This is a genomic window from Corynebacterium sp. KPL2838 (assembly GCF_040225455.1).
In the GTDB taxonomy this organism is placed as follows: domain Bacteria; phylum Actinomycetota; class Actinomycetes; order Mycobacteriales; family Mycobacteriaceae; genus Corynebacterium; species Corynebacterium rhinophilum.
On record NZ_JBEHFT010000007.1, the window covers coordinates 36,382 to 59,038 of the forward strand.

At 59.7% G+C, this 22,657-nt stretch carries 17 protein-coding genes and 1 tRNA gene; 9 read left to right on the top strand and 9 right to left on the bottom strand.

The annotated features are described in order from the left end of the window. The first annotated feature begins 70 nt into the window (after window positions 1-70). Both topA and ABRP98_RS03995 read left to right on the top strand, forming a co-directional pair. The gene (topA, locus tag ABRP98_RS03990) at window positions 71-3,070 is read left to right on the top strand and encodes a type I DNA topoisomerase (protein ID WP_349857624.1); all 3,000 of its coding nucleotides are present in this window, start codon (window positions 71-73) and stop codon (window positions 3,068-3,070) included. 26 nt (window positions 3,071-3,096) lie between these two features. After that, a complete protein-coding gene (locus ABRP98_RS03995; RefSeq protein WP_349857626.1) occupies window positions 3,097-3,855 on the top strand; it encodes a hypothetical protein in 759 nt (252 codons plus the stop codon). On the opposite strand, the gene ABRP98_RS04000 is transcribed toward ABRP98_RS03995, so the two are convergent. Together ABRP98_RS04000 and ABRP98_RS04005 are read right to left on the bottom strand one after the other, a co-directional pair. Next, window positions 3,848-5,056, bottom strand: coding sequence for a DUF418 domain-containing protein (locus ABRP98_RS04000; protein WP_349857627.1), 1,209 nt, complete (start codon window positions 5,054-5,056; stop codon window positions 3,848-3,850). The genes ABRP98_RS03995 and ABRP98_RS04000 overlap by 8 nt on opposite strands. Beyond that, window positions 5,056-6,588, bottom strand: a complete 1,533-nt coding sequence (locus ABRP98_RS04005) for an adenylate/guanylate cyclase domain-containing protein (protein WP_349857629.1) — start codon at window positions 6,586-6,588, stop codon at window positions 5,056-5,058. Before ABRP98_RS04005 ends, ABRP98_RS04000 begins: the two co-directional genes overlap by 1 nt. 37 nt (window positions 6,589-6,625) lie before the next feature. On the opposite strand from ABRP98_RS04005, the gene ABRP98_RS04010 reads away from it, so the two are divergent. From ABRP98_RS04010 to ABRP98_RS04020, 3 genes are all read left to right on the top strand, one after another. Continuing rightward, window positions 6,626-7,825, top strand: a complete 1,200-nt coding sequence (locus tag ABRP98_RS04010; protein WP_349857630.1) for a DNA polymerase III subunit delta' — start codon at window positions 6,626-6,628, stop codon at window positions 7,823-7,825. A gap of 141 nt (window positions 7,826-7,966) precedes the next feature. Beyond that, window positions 7,967-8,042, top strand: a tRNA-Thr gene (locus tag ABRP98_RS04015). An 88-nt stretch (window positions 8,043-8,130) separates the two neighbouring features. After that, window positions 8,131-8,607 carry a hypothetical protein gene (locus tag ABRP98_RS04020; protein WP_349857631.1) on the top strand — a complete coding sequence of 159 codons (477 nt, stop codon included), beginning with the start codon at window positions 8,131-8,133 and terminating at the stop codon, window positions 8,605-8,607. On the opposite strand, the gene ABRP98_RS04025 is transcribed toward ABRP98_RS04020, so the two are convergent. After that, window positions 8,591-10,213, bottom strand: coding sequence for an AMP-binding protein (locus tag ABRP98_RS04025; RefSeq protein ID WP_349839380.1), 1,623 nt, complete (start codon window positions 10,211-10,213; stop codon window positions 8,591-8,593). The genes ABRP98_RS04020 and ABRP98_RS04025 overlap by 17 nt on opposite strands. 151 nt (window positions 10,214-10,364) lie before the next feature. On the opposite strand from ABRP98_RS04025, the gene ABRP98_RS04030 reads away from it, so the two are divergent. Genes ABRP98_RS04030 through ABRP98_RS04040 form a run of 3 tightly spaced genes read left to right on the top strand, consistent with a single transcriptional unit; the run spans window position 10,365 to window position 12,932 of the window. Next, window positions 10,365-11,180 (top strand): GDSL-type esterase/lipase family protein, encoded by an 816-nt coding sequence (locus ABRP98_RS04030; RefSeq protein WP_349857633.1) that lies wholly within the window; start codon window positions 10,365-10,367, stop codon window positions 11,178-11,180. A 52-nt stretch (window positions 11,181-11,232) separates the two neighbouring features. Continuing rightward, window positions 11,233-12,318: an S-(hydroxymethyl)mycothiol dehydrogenase gene (locus ABRP98_RS04035; protein ID WP_349857634.1), complete on the top strand. Its 1,086-nt coding sequence runs from the start codon at window positions 11,233-11,235 to the stop codon at window positions 12,316-12,318. After that, the gene (locus ABRP98_RS04040) at window positions 12,318-12,932 is read left to right on the top strand and encodes an MBL fold metallo-hydrolase (protein WP_284770764.1); all 615 of its coding nucleotides are present in this window, start codon (window positions 12,318-12,320) and stop codon (window positions 12,930-12,932) included. Before ABRP98_RS04035 ends, ABRP98_RS04040 begins: the two co-directional genes overlap by 1 nt. On the opposite strand, the gene rfbA is transcribed toward ABRP98_RS04040, so the two are convergent. The 6 genes from rfbA to ABRP98_RS04070 form a co-directional block, all read right to left on the bottom strand. Beyond that, a complete protein-coding gene (gene rfbA / locus ABRP98_RS04045; RefSeq protein ID WP_349857636.1) occupies window positions 12,929-13,777 on the bottom strand; it encodes a glucose-1-phosphate thymidylyltransferase RfbA in 849 nt (282 codons plus the stop codon). The two genes, ABRP98_RS04040 and rfbA, sit on opposite strands and share 4 nt — an antisense overlap. 2 nt (window positions 13,778-13,779) lie before the next feature. After that, window positions 13,780-15,261 (bottom strand): dTDP-4-dehydrorhamnose reductase, encoded by a 1,482-nt coding sequence (gene rfbD / locus ABRP98_RS04050; RefSeq protein WP_349857638.1) that lies wholly within the window; start codon window positions 15,259-15,261, stop codon window positions 13,780-13,782. Between the two features lie 2 nt (window positions 15,262-15,263). Further along, window positions 15,264-16,268 carry a dTDP-glucose 4,6-dehydratase gene (gene rfbB / locus ABRP98_RS04055; protein WP_349857640.1) on the bottom strand — a complete coding sequence of 335 codons (1,005 nt, stop codon included), beginning with the start codon at window positions 16,266-16,268 and terminating at the stop codon, window positions 15,264-15,266. Window positions 16,269-16,402: 134 nt separating this feature from the next. Beyond that, on the bottom strand, window positions 16,403-17,959 hold the full coding sequence (locus tag ABRP98_RS04060; protein ID WP_284783184.1) for an HNH endonuclease signature motif containing protein: 1,557 nt from the start codon (window positions 17,957-17,959) through the stop codon (window positions 16,403-16,405). 153 nt (window positions 17,960-18,112) lie between these two features. Further along, window positions 18,113-19,438: a M1 family metallopeptidase gene (locus ABRP98_RS04065; RefSeq protein WP_349857642.1), complete on the bottom strand. Its 1,326-nt coding sequence runs from the start codon at window positions 19,436-19,438 to the stop codon at window positions 18,113-18,115. A gap of 39 nt (window positions 19,439-19,477) precedes the next feature. Continuing rightward, entirely contained in the window at window positions 19,478-20,557 is a 1,080-nt protein-coding gene (locus tag ABRP98_RS04070; protein WP_349857644.1) for an alpha/beta hydrolase, read from the bottom strand. A 645-nt stretch (window positions 20,558-21,202) separates the two neighbouring features. Between ABRP98_RS04070 and lpdA the strand changes: the two genes are divergently transcribed. Continuing rightward, complete coding sequence (gene lpdA / locus ABRP98_RS04075; protein ID WP_005276561.1) at window positions 21,203-22,615, top strand: dihydrolipoyl dehydrogenase; 1,413 nt, start codon at window positions 21,203-21,205, stop codon at window positions 22,613-22,615. Window positions 22,616-22,657: the final 42 nt, after the last annotated feature.

Genomic DNA, 22,657 nt, shown 5'->3' on the forward strand with positions numbered 1-22,657 from the left:
GTACGCTAGGGGCGATTGCTGAAAGCGCACAAATTTTAATGTTCGCATCATCGAAAGGGATGAAGTCGAAGTGGCAGAAGCGGCCGAGCCGGGCAAAACTTTAGTGATTGTGGAGTCGGCAACTAAGGCGAAGAAGATCCAGCCGTACCTGGGAGATAACTACATCGTGGAGGCCTCCGTAGGGCATATCCGCGATCTCCCGCGGGGCGCTGCCGACGTGCCGGCGAAGTTCAAGAAAGAATCTTGGGCCCGCTTGGGTGTTAACCCGGAAGATGATTTCGCCCCGCTCTACGTCGTCAGCCCGGATAAAAAGAAAAAGGTCGCTGACCTCAAATCCAAGCTGAAGCAGTGCGATAGCCTCTTGCTGGCAACAGACCCGGACCGCGAGGGCGAGGCCATTGCTTGGCACCTATTGGAGGTTTTAAAGCCCAAGGTGCCAGTGCGCCGCATGGTCTTTAATGAGATCACCAAGTCCGCCATCTTGGAGGCGGCGGAAAACACCCGCGACTTGGACTATGACCTTATTGATGCCCAAGAAACCCGCCGCATCCTCGACCGCCTCTACGGCTACGAAGTCTCGCCCGTGCTGTGGAAGAAGGTCATGCCGCGCCTTTCGGCCGGGCGCGTGCAGTCGGTGGCCACGCGGGTCATCGTCGAGCGCGAGCGCGAACGCATGGCGTTTATCTCCGCTGATTACTGGGATTTGCTCGCCACCCTGGACGCGGGCACCGGCACCGGTAGCGGCGAGGGCCCGTCGGCCTTTGACGCGCGTCTGACCGCGGTCAATGGCAAGCGCGTGGCTGTGGGCCGCGATTTCGACGATCGCGGAAATGTGAAGACCAAGGACGTCATCGTCATCACCCAGCCGCAAGCGGAGGCCTTGGAAAAGTCTCTGCAGGGCGCGGGCATGACAGTAGCCGGGGTAGAGCACAAGCCCTATACCCGCAAGCCTTATGCGCCGTTTATGACCTCGACGCTGCAGCAGGAGGCGGGCCGGCGCCTGCACTTTACCTCTGAACGCACGATGCGCATTGCACAGCGCCTTTACGAAAACGGCCACATTACGTATATGCGTACGGACTCCTCTTCGCTGTCCAAACAGGGCTTGAACGCCGCGCGTAGCTCCGCTACCAGCATTTATGGCGAAGAATACGTCTCGGATTCCCCGCGCGTTTATGACCGCCGCGTCAAAAACTCGCAGGAGGCGCACGAGGCGATCCGCCCCGCCGGTGAGTCCTTTGCCACCCCAGGCCAGCTGTCTAGCCAGCTGGATGCGGAGGAATTTAAGCTTTATGACCTGATTTGGAAGCGCACCGTGGCCTCGCAGATGGCCGATGCCAAGGGCACCTCCATGAAGGTAGCGGTCGCTGGCACCGCGACCACGGATAACGGCACCTATGACGTCGAGTTCTCTGCAACCGGTCGCACCATTACCTTCCCGGGCTTTTTGAAGGCTTACGGCGCCGACGAGGATACGAGCAAGAAGAGCGAAAACCGCCTGCCGCACTTGGAGGAAGGCCGCGACCTGAAGGCCGAAGAAGTCTCGGCAGAAGGCCACTCCACCAACCCTCCGGCGCGCTATACAGAGGCCAGCCTGGTGAAAAAGATGGAGGACTTGGGCATCGGGCGCCCGTCGACGTATGCCTCCATCATCAAGACCATCCAGGACCGCGGCTACGTGGTCTCGCGCGGCAACGCCCTGGTTCCTTCCTGGGTAGCCTTCGCCGTGGTGGGCCTCTTGGAGGAAAACTTCACCGAGCTAGTGGATTATGACTTCACCTCGTCCATGGAAGATGAGCTGGACTCGATTGCCACCGGCACGGAGGATGGCACGGACTGGCTCAACGGCTTTTACTTTGGCAACGCTGAGGCCAACGAGCACAAGGCGGCGTCTATCGCGCGGCATGGCGGGCTGAAATCGCTTATCGATGTCAACCTCGAGGCCATCGATGCCCGCAAGGTCAACTCGCTGAAGCTCTATACCGATTCGGAGGGCCGCGAGGTCTTCGTGCGCGTCGGCCGCTACGGGCCTTATATCGAGCGCGCGATTGGCACCAACGAGGACGGCAGCGTGGAATACCAGCGCGCCAACCTCTCGGAGACGGTGACCCCGGACGGGCTGAATGAGCAGCTGGCGGAAAAGCTCTTCGCCACCTCGCAGGGCGGGCGCCAGCTCGGCGAAAACCCTGAAAACGGGCGCATGGTGGTGGCTAAGGAAGGCCGCTTTGGACCCTATGTCACCGAGGTCGTCCGCGATGATGAGCGGGAGAAGGCCGAGGCGGAGGCTTTGGAAATCGTCGCCAAGGAGCGCGCCGAAGAGGATAAGCAGCGCGCCGAGGAAGGCAAGCGCGCCAAGAATTGGGAGACCAAGACGGCCGCGAAGCAGAAGGAAAAGCGCATCAATGACTACATTGATGAGAAGCTGAAGCCGGGCACAGCCTCGCTCTTTAGCTCGATGGAGCCGCTGACCGTCACGCTGGAACAGGCCCTTGAGCTGCTGTCCCTGCCGCGCGAGGTGGGCGTGGACGACGGGGAGATGATCACCGCCCAAAACGGCCGTTACGGCCCGTACCTGAAGAAGGGATCGGATTCGCGCTCGCTGGCTAAGGAAGAGCAGATCTTTAGCATCACCTTGGATGAGGCCCGCCGCATTTATGCGGAGCCGAAGCGTCGTGGCCGCGCGGCCGCACAGCCGCCGCTCAAGCAACTCGGCGATAATGACGTCTCGGGCAAGCCTATGACCGTTAAGGATGGCCGCTTCGGCCCGTACGTCACGGACGGCACCACCAATGCGTCCCTGCGCCGCGGCGACGATCCGGAGCAGCTTACCGATGCCCGCGCCAACGAGCTCCTTTCCGAGCGCCGCGCCAAAGAGGCCTCTGGAGAGACGAAGAAGAAGTCCACAAAGAAGTCTTCTAAGAAGAGCACAAAGAAGTCGACCAAGAAATCGACGAAGAAGGCCACTAAGAAGGCGACCAAAAAGTCCAGCAAGAAGGCAGCCAAGAAATCCAGCTCGAAGCCTTCGCCCGGCACGAAGAACGTGGTGAAGGCCGGTTCACGGAAGAAATAAGTGCAGAGATAAGTAAGGTGGCGGGCATGAATGGTTTTCTTGCCCGCACCGAGGAGGGCACCGCGGCCCTGACCCGCGCGGTGTCCGAAACCTTTGCCGATGTCACCGACCCAGCCCGGCGCACGCCGCGGGGCTGGCGGCGTTTCGCGTACCTGGCGCTTGGTGAATCCACGGTATGGTCCCGCCTCTTTGGCTGGAAGAAGGCCCACGCCGTCACGAGCGCGCCGCTTTTGCCCCTTTTGGCGGCGGAGGCGCAAAACCCCACCCTGAGCCCCGCACTGCTGGCCGGCGCGGTGGGCCAGGTGGAAAAGTCGCGCCGCTTGCACCGCCCCTCCCTCCTTGGGGTGGCAGGCGTTACCGCTAGCCACGCGGCGTATTCGTGGGTGCTTTATCGGCGCGGCGCGCGCAATGATGCCCGCGGTTGGGGCCTGCGCGCCATCGCTTGGGCGGCGGCGATCGTCGCTGCGCGCAAGCAGCCCACCCGGACCGCGGTAGCGGTGGGCGGCGCGGCGGTGCTGACCACCTCGGCGCTGGCGGGCGATCCGCGCCTGCGCGCCGATGCGACAAAGGGCTTGAGCCACGGCGCCAATCTCTTGGTTGCGGCGGAAGGCCTGACGGCGCTGCGGGCACAGCTGTCTTTTGCTGAGTCTCAGCAGAAGACGCGGATACTGAAGAAAAACAAGAAACAAGCCAAGCCCACGAGGGCGGCCCGGGCGGTGGGCGCGGCGGAGGCCGGTGCCTTTGCATTGGGGCACTTCCTGCTAGTCGATGCTCTGACTAGGTAAGGTCCTGACTAGGCAAGCTCCGCTCCGGCTGCATGCTCGGGCCATAAGACAGCCGGCGGTGCACCACCTCGAAGGGCCCGCGCAGGCCCAGCGCTTCGAGCACGCACGCGCCAATCACGGTGACCAGCCACACGCCGCAGGCGAGCCCGGCTTGGCCGAAGGCTCCTAAGTCGTGGCCGTAGTCCAGCGTGAAGGGGTGCACGATAAGGAAAAACAGTATCGACTGGCCCACATAACCGCTCATAGAGCGCTTTCCCAGCGCGACGAAGGGCCACAAGAGCGCGGGCACGGAGGCGCCGGCGGCTAGGCGTTCTTGCACGGGCTGCAAGATTAGGGCGAGCCCGGCGAGGATTCCCGGCCCGGTCAGCACGCCGAGAGTGGAATTGGCGCTACTGGCGGCGTTCGCCCAACGTTGATCGATGACCCCGAGGGTGCCCAAGGACCACAGCGTGCCAATGACCAGCGTGACGGCCGCGGCGATGGCCACCCAGCGCAGGAGTTGGGGGCGGTGAGAGGGGACATCGGCAAGCACGCCCTCGCGCGCCCACACAAAGCCCACCAGCATTACTGGTAGGTACATCAGCACGATGAGCGGGGCGGAGATGATCTGCGCGCCCAGGGTGAGAAGCTGGCTGAGCAGCAGGTCACCGTAGGAATTTACCGTGCCAATGGCATCGACGGGCATATCGAGCCCGCCGCCAACCGCGGAGAAAATAAACGCGGCGATGCCGAGCACCGTCAGCACCCCGAGCGCGATATTAGAAATCTTGCGCAGCGTAGAATTATGCAGCGTGAGCAGCAGGGCAATGACTATGCCCGCTACGCCGTAGACAAACATGATATCGCCCCAAAACAGCAGCACCATGTGCACCGCGCCCAACAGCGCGAGAAAGCCATAGCGCTTGGCGATGACCCTCCTCGCTTCTCCCAGCGGAAATTCCCGCCGCCACAGGCTCATCGCAATAAGCCCCACGCCGAAGCCCAGCAGGGTAGAAAACATGGGCAGGCCGCGGTTGTGCACGAAGAAAGCACCGAAGACGACGGCGATTTTATCGAGCACGCTGTCATCGAGGATGCCGCCGAAATACGCGCCCGGGCGATCCTCGGTGATGATCCACGCGGTGGTCATATTCGCTATCGCGATGCCTAAAAGCGTCATTCCGCGCGCCGCATCGGGCACGATGAGGCGGGTGCTTGCCATTAGATTTCGCACCTTTCTGCCAGGCTGGCGCGGATGGGGCGCGCCAACTGGGTCATGCGGCGGCGCCCGCGCAGCTCAATGGATTTCATGACGGTCCAGCGGGCCTGCTCGGCCTCGTTGGCGGTCTTTAGGGTGGCGGCGTTGGTCAGGACCTGGCCGGGGGTGTCCTTGGCCATTTCGGTCAGGCGCGCGGCCTCGTTAACGGCATCGCCGATGACGGTGTACTCGAAGCGATCCGCGCCGCCGATGTGGCCTGCCACCACGTGGCCGGAGGCGACGCCGATGCCGGCCTGCAGCTCGAGCCCGCGCAATTCGCCGCGCAGCTCGCGGGCGGCCTGCAGCGCCATCGAAGTCGAGTCGTACACGTTGAGCGGCGCACCAAAGACGGCGAGGGCGGCATCGCCCTGGAACTTATTGATAATGCCCTTATTGCGGTGCACCACCGTCACGACGTGCTCGAAGAATTTATTGAGCTCCGTGACCACTTCTTCGGGGGAGTGGTTGACCGCGAAGGTGGTGGAACCGATAACATCGATAAACAGCACCGCGACTTTGCGGTCCTCGCCGCCCAATTCGGGGCGCTCTTCAAGGGCGCGCTGAGCTACCTCGGTGCCCACGTAGCGGCCGAAGATATCGCGAACGCGCTGGCGCTCGCGCAGCCCGCGCATCATCTCATTGAAACCGGCCTGCAGGACGCCGAGCTCGGAACCATCGTAGATATCGACCTCGGCATCGGCCTCGCCGCGGCGCACGCGGTTAATCGCATCCTGCAATTCCACGATGGGATCGACCACGCTCATGATGGCGAAGCTGGTGCCGATAAACCCGGTGGCCAGGGCGGTAAGCGCGAGCGCCACGATGGCCGGGATGATCTCGCTGGCATCGCCAGAAAAGAGCCCAGTGTGCTGCCCTAATAGCACCAGCACGATGCCGAGTAGCGGCACCCCGGAGGTCATCAGCCAGGTGGAAAAGAGGCGATACTTGATGGGCGGTTCGACGGTGGAATCTTCAAAGCGGCGGGCGACGGCCTGCGCGGCGACGGGCCGCACGAGGCGCTCTGCCTGCAGGTAGGTCAAGATGATGACCACTAGGCCCGCCAGGGTGGTGGAGACACCTACGACGAGCCCGAGGCGCCCTGATTGCCCGCTGGAGATAACCACCGTCAAGATGATGCCGATGAGCCAGACTGCGGCCGCGACCAGGGATTGGTAAACGGGGATGCGCAATACGAGGGTGCGCACCATATTTGGATCGTGTGCATCAGGATTGCGCTGCCAGTCCAGCACGGGGCGGAAGAGCAGCAGGGTAGCGGCGATGCCGATCATGACGGCAAAGATGAGGTAAACCGCCGCCACTCCCTTCAGGTTGGGCAGCTCGGCGGCAAAGTCGTCAATTTCCGGCATGGGCAGGAAATAGAGGATAAAGGTCATGATCGCGATGGCGCCGATGATATTGGCGCCCAAGACCAAGGCAGCGTATACCGGCCATTGGGTTCCCATAAGCCAACGAGCGCCACGCAATAGTCTGTTCATAACTACTTACTGTAGTAAGACCAGTAGGCTAGAGCGAGTGAATACGGGAAGCGTTGCGCAACGATTGGCAGATACCCCAGGTGTGGCCCGCACTATCTTGGGTGCCGCGCGGGCGGCGCGGGGGATGCCGGGGGCAGATCCGCGGGCGATGAGCCATTCCTGGCTCTTTACCGGCCCGCCCGGTTCCGGGCGATCCTTGGCCGCAATCGATTTCGCGGCCGCGCTCATGTGCACGGATCCGGAGGAACCGGGCTGCGGAAAATGCGAGGCCTGCCGCGCCGTGCTAGGCACCAAGCAGCACACGGACCTGGTCTTGGTGGACCCGCAGGAGGTCATCATCCCGGTGGATACGGTGCGAGAGGTCATTGGGCGCGCCGCGAGCCTGCCCACGGTCGCCCCGTGGCGCGTCGTGATCTTCAATAACGCGGATCGCCTCAACAATAACGGCGCCAACGCGCTGCTCAAGACGGTGGAGGAACCGCCGGAGCGCACCGTGATTATCATGTGCGCGCCTTCCGATGCCCCCGAGGACTTCTCCCAAACCCTCCGCTCGCGCTGCCGGCACCTGTACATTCCCTCGCCGTCGGTGGAAAATATCGTTGCGCAGTTGGTGAGCGAAGGCGCCTCGGATCACGATGCCCGCCTCGCCGCCGTGACTTCCCTGCGCCACGTGGGCAGGGCGCGCCACTTGGTGGCAGATCCTACGGTGCAAAAACGCCGGGCGGTGGCCATCAACCTGGCAGAGGACATCTTCCACGAATCCCAGGGCTTTCAGGCGGTGACCTCGCTTCTCAAGCTGGTGGATGCGGACGTGAAGGAATCGCACAAGGAGGAAGAAGAAGCGGAGCTGGCCAAGCTGGAAAATACCTTTGGCGTGGGCGCGAAGGGCAAGGGCGCGGCGAAGGCGCAGCGCGATGCCCGCTCCGCCATCAAGGACTTACAAGAACAGCACAAGAAGCGGGCGAAGCGACGGGTCATCGATAACCTCGATTTGGTGCTCGTCGATCTCTCCGGAATCTATCGCGACGCGCTGATGACAAAGGTGGGCGCGCAGGTGGAGATGACCCACCCGGACTTCGTGGGGCTATCTGGCGAGCTGGCGCAGCGGGTGAGCGAGGAGGGCCTCTTGGAGTGCCAGTCCGCCATTTCTTATTGCCGCGAGCAGCTAACCCAGAACGTAGGTACGCAGATTGCCTTCGACGGCTTGGTGGGCAGGCTGCGGCGGGCCTGCCTTTAGCGCTGGGGGCTGTCTAGTACCGGGACCGTCGCTAGTATCGGGCCGGAGTTTAACACCGGCCCGCCAAAAACCAGGCCTAGGCACCGATTTCTTTTCCGCGCCACCCCTGCGATAGAATCGCCAGTGCTGCTTAAACAGCGCGCCGCCTTAGCTCAGTCGGTAGAGCATTTCACTCGTAATGAAAAGGTCGCGAGTTCGATTCTCGCAGGCGGCTCCATTTTTATCTGTGCGGGTTTCTTCCTTAATGTAAACTCTCCTTCAATAGAGGCAGGCCATATGGCCTTGATGAGGGAGCAGACGATACATTGCTTATTGCTACCGTCGCAACAGAAATTCTCTTTTGGGCGTGCCTCATTCTGGGTGGTGTTCTCCGCTACATCGTTAAGGCCCCAAGAATTGGACTGGCATTTTTTATCGCTACGCCAATTATTGACATAGTCCTGTTAATTTTCTCATTTTTCACCATGCATAATGATGGCGAAGCGGGATTCATGCACGGTTTCGCAGCTTTTTATATCGCATTTTCGCTGGTCTTTGGCGGCGATATCATACGCGCAGTTGATCGGAAGCTCAGCGGGAGGTCGAAAACCGAGTCTGGGAATCAGTCCGATAATAATTTAAGAAAATCCGTATATGCCAGTGCGGTGACGGCTGCGATCCTTATAGCTAGCATCGCGGTGGTAGGGCTAAACGGCAGCTTCTGGTTGATTTATTGGCTTATTGCCGTGCTCTTTACCCCACCGATGTGGTGGGGCATTGAAAAATTTAATCGCCGTGTTTGAGCAGGCGCGGAACCACCTTGCCGGTGGCATTGCGCGGCAGCTTGGATAGGAAGTGTACGTCGCGGGGCACGGAGTGCTCGGCGAGCTTTTCGTGCACCCAGGCGCGGATGGCATCGGCAGTCAGTTCGCGGCCGGCGGCATCGGCAGTAGGCACCGCCCAGACGGCGATGCGGCTGAAGGTCTCGCTATCCTCCACACCACCCGCGTGCACTTCATCGATGCCGGGCATGGCCTCGAGCACCTCGGTCACGGACTGGGGGTGGACATTCTCGCCGCCCACGATGATCATGTCATCGGCCCGGCCCACGACGTGGAGGAAGCCCTGCTTGTCGATGTACCCAAGATCACCGATCGACAACAATCCATCGATCCGATTGAGCTTGAGCTTGGGGTTGGTATAGCCGGTCATGGCGGTGGAATTGGTGAGGTAGATTTCGCCCACCTCGCCGCGAGGAACGGGGTGGCCCTCCTCATCGAGGATGCGCAGCTTGGTGCCATTGGCCACCTTGCCCACCGCATCAGGGTTTTCTGCGACTTGTTCCATCGTGGCCGTTGAGGCAAGCGCCAGCTCCGTGGAGCCGTAGACGTTGCACAGGATGGGGCCGAAGCGCGCGTTGGTGTCCTTGACCACCTGCGGGGTAAGTGCATTGCCGGCAGAGGCGATGAAGTTCAGGCTGGAGGTATCGAAGGAACCCTCGGGATCGTGATCCACCAAGCGCTTGAAAAAGATGGGGGAGGAGAGCATGCCGTCGAGGCGGTAGCGTTGGACATCATCAAGCACCTGCTCCGGCTCAAAAACGCGGCGGGTGACGATGGTATTGCGCAGCCCCAAGGCGATATTGATGCAGGCCCAGCCCCAAGTGTGGAAGATGGAGGCCGTCATCTGCACGCGCTGATCGGCGCGCCACGGGATATTGCCCACGATGGAGGCGAGCACGACGGGCAACGTCGGCTCGGGGCGGACGATGCCCTTGGGGATGCCGGTCGTGCCGGAGGACATCAGCACGATGGGGCCGTGCTTGGGAAAGGTGGGAAGCTCGATATCCAGGGGATTCTTCACGATTTTCTCGAGCGTGGGCAGATCGCTTGCTCCCGTATCGTGGGCGATGATGACTGGGATATCGAGGTTGGGATCGACGCGGTCGATGAATTCATCATCGATGACGAGGACGTTAATGCCATTTTCTTCGATGCAGCCGGCCAGCTGCTCTGGGGAAGAACCGACATTGAGCAGGTAGATTCCGGCACCGGCGTAGCCCTTGGCACCGAGCGGGATGATGATGCCGCGGCCGTTGCGGGCCATGACGCCGAGCCGGATTTCCGGCAGCTCCAGGGACTCTAGGTAGCGGGCGAAATTCTGCGCGTGGGATCGCAGCTGGCGGTAGGTGAGGGTGCCATCGTCATCGATAAGCGCGAGGCGATCGGGGCAGGTTAAATAGGCCTGCTCGATTTCGCGCGCCGTGGTGAAGCGGTAACGCGCGAGGTTGGGCAGGAGCTTGAGCTGCCCGCCAAGCCCGCCTTGCCGGGTGATAAGCCCTGACTTGAAGAGGGCAGGAAAGAACTGGCTGAGCGCGGAGGCGTGGAAGGGAACATCAGACAATTTCATGGAAGAGAAAGCTCCGAAAAGAGAAGATAACGAAAATATAACTACGAACGATATCGTCAGAAGAAAAGATAGTGTTGCTTTTAACTCGAAAAATGTTACCAGAGTGACTAATATACACTTAAGTTACAAGGTGTGAAGAAAAGGTCTCTCAATGAAATCTATAAAACTCAAGGCATTGTCGGTCGTAGCTTCTGCGATCGCGGTGGTAGGTGCGGTGGCCGCACCGCAGGCTAGCGCGGCAGAACGCAATCTCGTCTCCTTCGGCGACTCGGTCATGGCGGATCCGAATGGCGGGGAATACTTGGCGGATCGCTTCAGTCCCTCCCGGGTAATCGGGGAAAACTGCCCCACTTCTTTCAACTATGCGAAGCGGGCCGGCGCCAAGATGGGCCTGCCGGTGCGCGATTTCTCCTGCTCTGGTGCGGTGACAATGTCCAATGGTCCGCAGATTTGGCAGCAGGTGGATGCCGCCATCGGATCGGGCGCGCTGACCCCAGATACGGCGCGCGTGCTGATTACCACTGGCTTTAATGACACTTATAATCACCGCGATTTGAACCTGGATCAGATCCGCCGGGAATTTACGGATCGCACCGCCCCACAGATTGAGCGGATTAAGCACGCCGCCCCGAATGCTCGCATCCAGATCGTGGGCTACCCCACTATCGGTTCGGGGTCGCACTACTGCCTCATCCACGTTGGCCCGACGCCGCTGGATTCGACCTTCCTGCCCATGGTCGAGGATTACGAGAATAAGGCGCAGTGGATGCAGGTTGATTTGGCGGCCCGTACCGGCGTGCAATTCTTGGACATGAAGCCATCGACCCGCAATAACGGCATGTGCGCTAATGCGAATGACCGCATGTGGGCAGGTCTCGTGGACTTTACGGCGGGCCCTGGCAACCTGCCCATCCACATGAACCAGCGCGGCCACGAGCACGCGGCCAACGTCATTGCAGCTTCCTAGCAATGGTTTTCAATAATGTGGTGATATTGAAAATGTAGGTATGGTTGTGGACATGACTGTAAAAGCTGTTATTGCCCGCTCTAAGGGCGCGGAAGTTGAGACCGTAAATATCGTCGTTCCCGATCCCGGCCCCAATGACGTCATCGTGCGGGTGCAGGCCTGCGGTGTATGCCACACCGACTTGGCCTACCGCGATGGTGACATCGAGGATGCCTTCCCCTTCCTGCTGGGCCACGAGGCGGCCGGCGTGGTGGAGACCGTAGGCTCTTCGGTTACTCACGTGGAGGAGGGCGATTTCGTCGTCCTGAACTGGCGTGCAGTGTGCGGCGAGTGCCGCGCCTGCAAGAAGGGCGAGCCCAAGTACTGCTTCAATACCCACAACGCTTCCAAGGCCATGACCTTGGAGGACGGCACCGAGCTCACCCCTGCGCTGGGCATCGGTTCCTTCGCGGAGAAGACCCTGGTCCACGAGGGCCAGTGCACCAAGGTTGATGAGATGGATCCAGTCGCTGCGGGCTTGCTGGGCTGCGGCATCATGGCCGGCCTGGGCGCTTCCGTTAATACCGGCGATATCCAGCTGGGCGAGTCCGTAGCCATCTTCGGCTGCGGCGGCGTCGGCGTGGCAGCGATTGCTGGTGCGAAGCTGGCGGGCGCGGCGAAGATCATCGCCGTAGACATTGATGAGTCCAAGCTGGAGACGGCGCGCGAGTTCGGTGCCACCGACACCATTTGCTCGAAGGGCATGTCGGAGCAGGAGGTCATCGATGCGGTGCGCGATCTCACCGGCGGCTTCGGCACGGATGTTTCCATCGACGCGGTGGGCATCCAGCCAACGTGGCGCCAGGCCTTCTACTCCCGCGATCACGCCGGCCGCATGGTGATGGTGGGCGTGCCTAACCTGACTGACCACGTGGACATCCCGGCCATCGATCTCTACGGCCGCGGCGGTTCCATCAAGCCGGCTTGGTACGGCGACTGCTTGCCGGAGCGTGACTTCCCCGCATACGTTGCCCTGCACAAGGCCGGCAACTTCCCGCTGGATAAGTTTGTTTCTGAGCGCATCGCGCTTGACGATGTCGAGTCTGCCTTCCAAACTATGAAGGACGGCAAGGTACTACGTTCGGTGGTGGAATTTTAATGCAGATTGAAAGCACGGTAACTTCCGGAAAGTTCCGTTTGGACGGCGGCGAATGGGACGTTGACAATAACGTCTACGTGCTTGGCGATGCCTCCAGTGTCTACATCGTCGACCCTTCCCACGACCTCGATGCCGTGGCAGAGTTGGTGGGCGATCGCAAGGTTGAGGGCATCATCTTGACCCACGGCCACAACGATCACTGCGAGCTCGCGCCGGAAGCAGCAAAGCGCTTTGATGCGGATGTCTACATGCACCCGGACGATGACATGCTGTGGCAAGAGGCCAATGGCGATGCCCACTACATCGACCTAGCCGATAACGGCCAGTTCGACATCAACGGTGAGAAGATCACTGTCTACCACACCCCGGGCCACTCGCCGGGCTGTGTTGTCCTCTACGTCGATGGCACGCTTTTGTCTGGCGATACCCTGTTTAACGGCGGCCCTGGCGCAACGGGGCGCAAGTACTCGGACTTCGATGTGATCATCGAATCCCTGCGCAACGTCGTATTCAACCTGCCGGATGACACCAAGGTCTTGCCGGGCCACGGCGATGCTACGACGGTGGGCGCGGAAGCGGCGCGCATCGACGAGTACATCGAGCGCGGCTACTAAAAATCGCGCAAGTACTCTCCGTAGCCGGATTTGAGGAGGGGCTGGGCTAGCGCTTCCAGCTCCGCCTGGGAAATGAATCCGGCTTCGTAGGCCGCCACCTCGGGGGAACCGATGATGATGCCCGTTCTTTTCTGCATCACCTCTACGTAGGCGGCGGCCTCGCTCATGGAATCGACGGTGCCGGTATCCAGCCAAACACTACCGCGGTGGAGGCGCTGCACACTTAGCGCGCCGCGGCGCAGGTAGGCCTCGTTGATGGAGGTAATCTCGAGCTCCCCGCGATTGCTTGGCGTGATGGACTTAGCGATATCGATGACAGAATTATCGTAGAAATACAGCCCGACGACGGCATGATTAGACCGCGGTTCCGCCGGCTTTTCTTCAATGCTGAGCGCTTGGCCGGCTTGGTCGAATTCGACGACGCCGTAGCGCTGCGGATCCGATACTTCATAGGCAAAGATGATGCCGCCTTCTGGATTGCGGCACTGGCTTAGTTCCCCGCCGAAGCCGTGGAAGATATTATCGCCGAGGACCAGCGCAACGCTGTCATCACCAATGAAATCCTCCCCAATCAAAAAAGCCTGCGCCAACCCTTCGGGCCGGTGCTGCACGGCGTAATCGATCATCAGCCCGAGCTGGGATCCATCCCCGAAGAGCCTTTGAAACGCCCCAGCGTCCTCTGGGGTGGTGATGATGAGGATCTCCCGAATGCCCGCTTGGATGAGCGTGGTTAACGGGTAGTAGATCATCGGCTTGTCATAGATGGGCATAAGCTGCTTAGAGATGCCCTTAGTGATGGGATAAAGCCGCGTTCCGGATCCACCGGCGAGGATTATGCCTTTCATCGCTACTCCTCGCTGGCCTCGGTGTTTTCGTTAGTTTTGGCGGTTCCGGCGGTTGCTCCGGCGCCAGGCTCGCCGGTATCACCGGTATCGCTGGGCTCACCGGCACCGCTGGGTCCGCTGGGCTCGCTGGGTTCGCTAGGGTACAGCGCGAGATACAAGGCGAGGGCTGCCCGCCAATTTTGCGGCGAAAATCCCGTGGCCTCGATTTTATCTAGGGCAAGTGTCGACTCTTTGGGGCGCGGTGCTTCGGGGCCGACGATTTCCCGATACTGCTCGGTGCTTACCGGCGTGACCTCTGAGGGGTCGTGGCCCAGGCCGATGAATACGGACATCGCCATTTCATCGCGCCCGACGGTATCGCCGGAATTGGAGATATTATAAATCCCGTACTCGGGCCGGGTGCGCAAGAGATGCGCGATGCCCTTGGCCAAATCCTCAGCGAAGGTGGGGCGCCCGCGCTGGTCATGAATGACCTTCGGCTCCTTATCCGCTTCGGCGAAGCGGCGCATGGTGGCGATGAAATTCGGGCCATCGCCAAACACCCACGAGGTGCGCACAACATAATGCTGCGGTGCAGTCTGAGCGGCGGTTTCACCAGCAGCCTTCGACGCCCCGTAGGCGGATAGGGGCGAGGGGATCTCGTCTTCAGTGTGCAGCTCATTGGATCCATCGAAGATGTAGTCGCTGGATACGTGTACGAAGGTCAGCTGGTTTTCGGCAGCGATGCGGGCGAGTTTGGCTGGCGCCTCGGCGTTTACGGCCCAGGCGGCGGCGCAATCGTCCTCGGCGCCATTGACGTCGTTGTAGGCGGCGCAGTTGATGATGGCTTCGTATTGTTTCCACTGGCGCTGCGGGGGATTGGTGATGTCGAACTCCGTGCGGGTACAGAACTCGGCATTCTTGAGGACCCGTTTCAGCGCCCGGCCAAGCTGACCATTCGCACCGGTCACGAGGATTTTGCGGGGTGGCATGGGCTCTACATCTGCAAGCGCTGGCAGTTGCTTGTCTTTTTCTGAAACCTCGCGTGGTTCGAGGGGCCACTCCACAGCGTCGAGGTTGGTTCCGGTATAGCGTGCCTCGGGGGACCAATGCTCGTTAACCAGGTAGGAGTAGGAAGTTTCCTCGAGGGCTTGAAAACCATTGGCAACCCCGCGGGGCACAAATACGGCGGTCTCTGGCCCCACTTCATGGGTGACAATTTCGCCGAAGGTTGCGGAACCTTCCCGTAGATCGCACCAGGCACCAAAGATCTTGCCGTGCGCGACGGAGATGAGCTTGTCCCAAGGCTCAGCGTGCAGCCCGCGCGTGGCACCGGTGCGGTTATAAGAAATATTATTTTGCACCGGCTGGAACGAAGCCAGCTCTGGTGCGGCCTCGCTAAGTTTCTCGCGCTGCCAGTTCTCCTTGAACCAGCCACGGTTATCTCCGTGTACGTCCAGCTCAATGATGCTTAGGCCTTCAATGGCGGTGTTGTGTACCTGCATAATTACTGTCCTTGCTCTTTATAGCGGGCTTCTACAGAATCCTTTTGGAAACGCCACCAAGTTTCGTTATCGCGATACCAGGCGATGGTATCTTCTAGTCCCGCCCGGATATCGGTATAACGGGGCTGCCAATCCAATTCGCGGCGCAGCTTGGAAGCATCCATGGCATAGCGCTGGTCGTGGCCGGGGCGGTCCGCCACGTGCTCGTACAGGGCCCGACCTCCTTGGGTATGTCCCATGATTTCGCAGATCATCTCGATGATGCGCTTATTATCGATGTCCGGCTGATCAGCGCCGATATTATACGTCTCACCTATCCGCCCCTCTTCGAGGATTTTTAGCACTGCCGCATTGTGATCGTCGACGTGGATCCAGTCGCGCACTTGCTCACCCGTGCCATAGAGCTTAGGCGTATGCCCGGAAAGGATATTGGTGATTTGGCGCGGGATGAACTTCTCGATGTGTTGGTAGGGCCCATAATTATTCGAGCAATTAGAAATGGTGGCGCGCAGTCCAAAAGAACGGACCCATGCCCGCACGAGGTGATCGGAGCTCGCCTTGGTAGCCGAATAAGGGCTGGAGGGCGCATAGGCGGTTTCCTCAGTGAACTTGGTATCCGCCCCAATTTCTAAGTCCCCGAATACCTCATCGGTAGAAACGTGGTGAAAGCGGACATCGTATGCCCGGCACGCCTCCAGAAGGGTATAGGTACCCACCACATTGGTCTGGATAAACGGTGAGGGATCCCGCAGCGAATTATCATTATGCGATTCAGCGGCGAAGTGCACGACGATATCCGCCTTGGCGACGAGCGGCTTTACCGTCGTAGCATCCGCGATATCGCCCTCCACTAATTCCACATCGAGCCCCGCAAGGTTATCTCGGTTGCCGGCGTAGGTCAGCTTATCCAAAACGGTGATGTGGGTATCTGGGCGAACCTTTGTCATGAGGCGCACGAAATTGGCGCCGATGAAGCCGGCGCCGCCAGTAACGAGCATGGTGTGCATGAGTCTCCAGTGTAGGGCAGTCCGTATAGGCGCTGCGCGTGGACAGCCCCAAAACGCTTGTACACGCACTTCTAGGCCGCACGACATGATCGTACGGCCTGAAGGCATGATGATGGGTGGGGAGTAAGGCATACTCACGCTGCGCCGGGAGGCGGCGGAGAAGGTGGTGAGCCCAGCGCCGAAGGCTGCGGCGATTCAACCGGGGAACCGGGTGGTGAATCCACCGGTGCATGAGGCTGAGCAGGCGGGTCAGTGAGCTTGCGCGCCGGGGCTTGCTCCGCAGCGGGGGAGTCATTGAGCTCTACCGAGGGGGAAAGGCCTCCGGTATGCGCCGAGCGATAACCCACCCGGCCCGTTTCCGGGTCTCTTTCCGCATGCCCCATGCCATTACGGCCATCGCGGTTATCGTTATTGTCCACGTGGTGTCGGCGGCATAACAGGGTCAGGTTCCGGAGGTCTGTAGCTCCCCCGTGGGACCACGCCTGCAGGTGGTGAACATCGCAGTCTTGCCACGGCCGGTTGCAGTCTGGGTGTGTGCACACGATTTCATTGGCGGCGAGCGCCAGCTTTTGCCACAGCGAAGCGGTGCGCTTGGTGCGCCCGAGCTCGAGCGGGAAGCCCTTGTCATCAACGGCGCAGAAAAAGTCGTGCTGCGCGGCGCCCAAGCGGAGAAGATCGAGCGGGGATAGGTCGATTCCCACGCTCGTGGTGAAGCGGGTGTCACTGCTCATCGCTTGTAGCTCTTCAAGAGTGGTAGCGACGAAGAAGGAACCGAGACCGTCCGATTTCTTTTGGCCTGCGGATAAGTAGCTCCCCAGTGCCGCGGTCAACTGATCTGCCATGCGCTGGGCATAGGTGCGCGTATCGTCTTCGGGACTCAGGCTTTCGCTGCCTTTATTCTTGGCAGGGGCGAAAGCGCTGGCTAGGACCGCGGCGGCGGAGGCATCGAGGTAGCCGGAGATGTGCACGCCACCGTCTGCATCTTGGTTAGAAATGCTGAAGCGGCGCTTGCGGGTGGCCGCGTGCGGATCGCGCTTCCCAGAGGGATCGACGGCGTGCTTATTTGCTTTGCGGATAGCCTGCCGCAGCCAATCGCGCAGGGACTCATAGGAGCGGCGTTTAGCCTCCTCTAGAGCCTTATTGCGCAGCTCCCGCGGCCCAGGAACCGCGAACTTATTGAGGTTACGCAGCTCCCGTTCGATGAGGTTGAGGATGCGCTCTGGGATAGGGTCTTCCTCGAAGAGCTTCTTGCGGCGCTGTTCTTCCGCGCGGCGCTCACGTTCGGCGCGGCGGCGCGCTTCCTCCTCGGCTTTCTTTTGCGCGGCCGCGTCTGCCTCGTCGTCTGCTGGCGGGGGAGTAGGTTCAGGATCCTCGATGGGTGCAAAGAGGTTCTTGCCGTTGCGCAGGCGTGCGGCGGCTTCGGACTCCGTGAGGCCAAGGCGGGCGACTAAATAGTCCTTAGCCTTAGAGGAGCCGACCCGCCTGCCGGCATCATCGCGCTCTGCAATAAAGGCAAAGGCGGCATCGATAGTGGATTTATTGCCCAGCGCCCGTTCTAAATGCTCGAAGTTAGGGTGGAGCAATTCGAAGGAGAGATCGTCCGGATTCTGCATAAGGTTGCGCAGGCGCGTAAGCCCCGCAGCCACATCAGAAATCGCTGAATTGATTTCTGTATGCTTAGCAGTTTCCATGGTTCCCTCCTTCCTGTTTCGCTTTCATGTTCTATTCTAGGTCAATAAAACACCAGCGCAACCGCAAGAAAGGAATTGGTCAATAGACTGTACATTCCCCACTAGAACGGGCCTGTCCATAAACAAAACCACGGCAAATAGCGCCCAAAACCACTAGTCCGGAAACTTGGGCAACGCGGTTTCATCGAGCCATGCGGCAACGGTGGCATCGAAAAGAGCGGCGTCCGGCGCAGCCCCCCGGAAGGACGAGAGGAGATCGGAGGGCTGAACCACGGAGTGTTGATGCTGGGTGAGGTAGGAGGTGAGGGTGGGGAAGAAGGCATCGCCAAGCAGCCGGTGAATGGCGTGCACCGCGAGGGCCCCGCGCTTGTACACGCGGTCATCGAACATATCGCGCGCACCGGGATCAGAAACCTTGATGTCTTGGCGCTTGCGCATCAGAACTTGGTAATGCGAGCGCGCCGCCTCGCGCGCGGAGGAGGCACCCTTGTGCTCACCCCACAACCACTCGCTGTAGCAGGCAAAACCCTCATTGAGCCAAATATCCTTCCATGCAGAAAGGCCAACGGAATTGCCAAACCATTGGTGGGAAAGCTCGTGTGCGATGAGTCGCTCGAAGGCGTGATCGCCTTTCACATGGTTGGAACCAAAAATGGACAGGCCCTGGGCCTCGAGGGGGATTTCCAGCTCATCCTCGGCAATGACGACCTGATAGGCGGGGAAAGGATAAGGCCCGTAGATAGAGGAGAAGAAATCCACCATCTCTTGCTGCCGGGAGAATTCTTCGCGCACGCACTCGCGCAAGAACGCCGGCGCCCACGCCTGGGTATCAGCCCCCAGCGAATAAGAAGAAAACTCGCCTACCTGCACCGTTGCCAGGTACGTGGCCATGGGGTGGCGTGTGCGGTAGTGCCACCGAGTGGTGGAACCGCCGGCCTTGCGGGAGACCAATTCGCCATTGGAAATGACGGTAAAGGGGCTATCGGCGGTGATGATGATGTCATACGTCGCCTTTTCTGAAGGCGTGTCATCGCACGGGAACCAGCTGGGCGCGCCATTAGGCTGGCTGGCCACCAACGAGCCGGATTCGGTTTCCTCCCAGCCAATTTCGCCCCACGTGGTGCGGATGGGGCGCGGACTGCCGCCATAGCGAATGTGCAGCTCAAACTCAGTTCCGCCAGGAATCTCGTCTGCAAAACGCAGACGCAGCTTCCCCGAAGATTGGCGGAATTTAGCCACCCGCGGGGCGTGCTTGGCGGTTACGCGCCGCGCTACCATCGCCCCGCCGAGGTCCAAAGTTAAGGAGGTCAGCTCTTCCACCGCGCGCACGCTTAAAATGGCCTCACCTTGCAACAGGTTTGGCTCCACGCGGTAGTTCAAGTCCAGCGTGTAGTGGGTGACTTCAAAACCGAGGTTGAAGTCCACGCCGGTATAAGGATCAGTATGCGCACGCGAAAAGGCGGTAGGAAGCAATGTCATAATATTGCGATCCTACCGCCCGTCAGGCACAGCCAAAATTTAGCTATTGAATGCCTTCTCGAATACTTGCCAAGAATCCTTCAGATCCTGGTTCCAGTGCGGCCACGAGTGGGTTCCGGTATTGCGGAAGTTAAAGGTGGCTGGCACGCCGGCCTGGTCAAGCTTGGCCTTGAAATTGTGGGTACAGTAATTTACCCCGGCCTCGATGGCGCCGCCTTCAATCTGCAGGGTGGCGGATCCCTGCGCTGCCTGTAGCGGATTGTAGCCCTTGGATTGGATATAGGAGAACGTATCTTCCTCGCCGGCCAAGCCAGAACCGGAAGAAATGTATAGCTCGGTACCGCGTAGCTTCTCAGCGTTCATCATGGCGTCGTTGTAACGGTTGGTCTCGGAGCCGTACGGACCCCACATTTGATCCACGCTGCCGCCGCCGCGGTTGACCGTCAACTCTACGCCCTTGCGTTCCAGTGGGTAAGCGGTAGCGGCACAACCGGCGTATGAGCCCACTGCATCGTAAAAGCCTGGGTTGTGCTGGGCTAGCAGCAGGGAAGAGGTAGCGGACATGGACATGCCGGCAATGGCGCGGTGGTTATCCGCGTTGATGTGCTTTTCAATGGCGCCCGGCAGTTCCTTAGTTAGGAAGGTTTCCCACTTTTGCGGTCCCTGCAGGAATTTTGAACTCGGCTCAGAGATCCAGTCGGTGTAGTAGGAGAACGCACCGGCCTGCGGGACTACAACGTTGACGTCCTTTTCGTGGTAGAAATCAACGGCATCAGAAAGCTTTAGCCAGTCCATGTCTTGCTCTGCTCCGCCTGCGCCATTGAGCAGGTAAATGGTTGGGCGGTTTTCGCTCTTGGCGCGGATGACAGCTAGCGGAATCTTCCGGTCATTCATCGCCGGCGAGGTTGCCTCGAGCGTTTCAACGCGCGCGTCGTCCTTGTACTTCTTGTACCAGGACTTACCCGCGATCTCCGGGGTAGGTTCCAGCGGGGAAATCGTGGACTGTGCGGCATCGCCCGCCACTTGCTGCGGGGTGAGATCGGCTGCGCCCGCCACGGGGGCATAAGCTAAGCCCGTGCAAACCGCAGCTGCCGCGAGGATAGAGTTAAGACGCTTCATAGTGCTTCTTTCCAGTGGGGAGTGGACTCGATAACTATACTTCGGCCGCGAAAAATCGGCATGTTGAGGGAAGTATATTCAGTATTCCTACATGTAGACCTAACCAATAATAGTGCCCAATAAATGCCTGCCGGTAAAGGCTTCCACTCACGTGGGGGAGTAGCGGGGGTAGGTACACCTTCATTGCCTTTTCCGCTATCAATGATAAGTAACGCTATGACAACTGAGGTTTCTATGTCATAATTTCCCAATGAAGCACAGCGTGACGTGGTTGGCGCCTGTAATAACATCAGTAGCGGCTGCGTTAGTGCTTTTAGTGTGAAAAGCTAAGCAGCGAGATTCTGTACTCGCGCCCCATCAAGAGAAAGAACAGCAATGAACCTTTTTGATTCCGCCCTCGTGTCCTTCAATGAATTCATTGGGCCATTCATCCACTCTGCAATGGATGCATATTCCACGCTGCTAGCATCCTTGGGTGTGATTTAAGTCCACGAATGCTTAAGGGCCCTGCGGAGGTGCATCTGCTGCTTGCCGATGCCCCCTTTGCAGGGCCCTTTCCCTATCCTCACCGCGGCTTGGGGTGGGGTGCCCCCAAGTGTAACCAATTACGCGACATTGAGGACAAAGTTACGTATCCTGTAGGGCGTGACTAACGAACATTATGACGTAGTAGTACTCGGTGCGGGCCCTGGCGGCTACGTTGCCGCTATCCGCGCAGCTCAGCTTGGAAAGAAAGTCGCTGTTATTGAAAAGCAGTACTGGGGCGGAGTCTGCCTCAACGTAGGCTGTATTCCCTCTAAGTCGCTGCTGAAGAATGCAGAGGTAGCCCACACCTTCAACCACGAGGCGAAGGCTTTTGGCATCTCCGGCGATGTTTCCTTTGATTTCGGTGTAGCCCACAAGCGCTCCCGCAAGGTTTCTTCGGGCATCGTCAAGGGCGTTCACTACCTGATGAAGAAGAACAAGATCACCGAGATCAACGGTCTGGGTTCCTTCAAGGACGATAAGACCATTGAGATTACTGAGGGCGATGATGAAGGTAAGACCGTTACCTTCGATGACTGCATCATCGCCACCGGCTCCGTGGTCAAGTCTCTGCCTGGCGTTGAGCTGGGCGGCAATATCGTTTCCTATGAAGAGCAGATCTTGAACGAGGAAGCACCGAAGTCCATGGTCATCGTGGGCGCCGGCGCCATCGGCATGGAATTTGCTTATGTGCTGGCCAACTACGGTGTGGACGTCACCATCGTGGAGTTCATGGACCGCGTCCTGCCGAACGAGGACAAGGACGTATCCAAGGAGATTGCCAAGCAGTACAAGAAGCTTGGCGTTAAGCTTTTGACCGGCTACAAGACCACCTCTGTAAAGGACAACGGCGACGATGTCACCGTTGAGGTGGAATCCAAGGATGGATCCAAGCAGGACACCCTGACCGTGGATCGCGCCATGATCTCCATCGGCTTCGCCCCGCGCGTTGAGGGCTTTGGCCTTGAGAACACCGGCGTTGAGCTGACTGAGCGCGGTGCCATCGACATCGATGACCGCATGCGCACCAACGTTGACCACATTTATGCCATCGGTGACGTCACCGCGAAGCTGCAGCTCGCACACGTGGCAGAGGCACAGGGCGTTGTAGCGGCAGAAACCATTGCTGATGCAGAAACTCAGCTCTTGGGTGACTACAACAACATGCCGCGCGCTACCTTCTGCAACCCGCAGGTCGCTTCCTTTGGCTACACCGAAGAGGCAGCCAAGGAGAAGTTCCCGGATAAGGACATCAAGGTTGCTACCTTCCCGTTCTCCGCAAACGGTAAGGCCGCTGGCCTGAATGAGACCGCCGGCTTTGTCAAGCTTATTGCTGACGGCGAATTCGGCGAGCTCATCGGCGGACACATGGTGGGCTCCAACGTGTCGGAGCTCTTGCCTGAGCTGACCTTGGCTCAGCGTTTCGACCTGACTACTGAGGAAATCGGCCGCAACGTACACACCCACCCAACCTTGTCTGAGGCCATGAAGGAAGCCGCCGAAGGTATCAGCGGCCACATGATCAACCTGTAAACAAGCGTTCCTACACCGCATAACGGCACCGCAGCGTTCTCC

What these genes read in the sequence shown, in the direction of transcription:
- ABRP98_RS03995 (WP_349857626.1), top strand. Translation starts at nt 3,097, where the DNA reads ATGAATGGTTTTCTTGCCCGCACCGAGGAGGGCACCGCGGCCCTGACC.
- ABRP98_RS04000 (WP_349857627.1), bottom strand. Translation starts at nt 5,056, where the DNA reads ATGGCAAGCACCCGCCTCATCGTGCCCGATGCGGCGCGCGGAATGACG.
- ABRP98_RS04005 (WP_349857629.1), bottom strand. Translation starts at nt 6,588, where the DNA reads ATGAACAGACTATTGCGTGGCGCTCGTTGGCTTATGGGAACCCAATGG.
- ABRP98_RS04025 (WP_349839380.1), bottom strand. Translation starts at nt 10,213, where the DNA reads ATGAAATTGTCTGATGTTCCCTTCCACGCCTCCGCGCTCAGCCAGTTC.
- ABRP98_RS04030 (WP_349857633.1), top strand. Translation starts at nt 10,365, where the DNA reads ATGAAATCTATAAAACTCAAGGCATTGTCGGTCGTAGCTTCTGCGATC.
- ABRP98_RS04035 (WP_349857634.1), top strand. Translation starts at nt 11,233, where the DNA reads ATGACTGTAAAAGCTGTTATTGCCCGCTCTAAGGGCGCGGAAGTTGAG.
- ABRP98_RS04040 (WP_284770764.1), top strand. Translation starts at nt 12,318, where the DNA reads ATGCAGATTGAAAGCACGGTAACTTCCGGAAAGTTCCGTTTGGACGGC.
- rfbA (WP_349857636.1), bottom strand. Translation starts at nt 13,777, where the DNA reads ATGAAAGGCATAATCCTCGCCGGTGGATCCGGAACGCGGCTTTATCCC.
- rfbD (WP_349857638.1), bottom strand. Translation starts at nt 15,261, where the DNA reads ATGCAGGTACACAACACCGCCATTGAAGGCCTAAGCATCATTGAGCTG.
- rfbB (WP_349857640.1), bottom strand. Translation starts at nt 16,268, where the DNA reads ATGCACACCATGCTCGTTACTGGCGGCGCCGGCTTCATCGGCGCCAAT.
- ABRP98_RS04060 (WP_284783184.1), bottom strand. Translation starts at nt 17,959, where the DNA reads ATGGAAACTGCTAAGCATACAGAAATCAATTCAGCGATTTCTGATGTG.
- ABRP98_RS04065 (WP_349857642.1), bottom strand. Translation starts at nt 19,438, where the DNA reads ATGACATTGCTTCCTACCGCCTTTTCGCGTGCGCATACTGATCCTTAT.
- ABRP98_RS04070 (WP_349857644.1), bottom strand. Translation starts at nt 20,557, where the DNA reads ATGAAGCGTCTTAACTCTATCCTCGCGGCAGCTGCGGTTTGCACGGGC.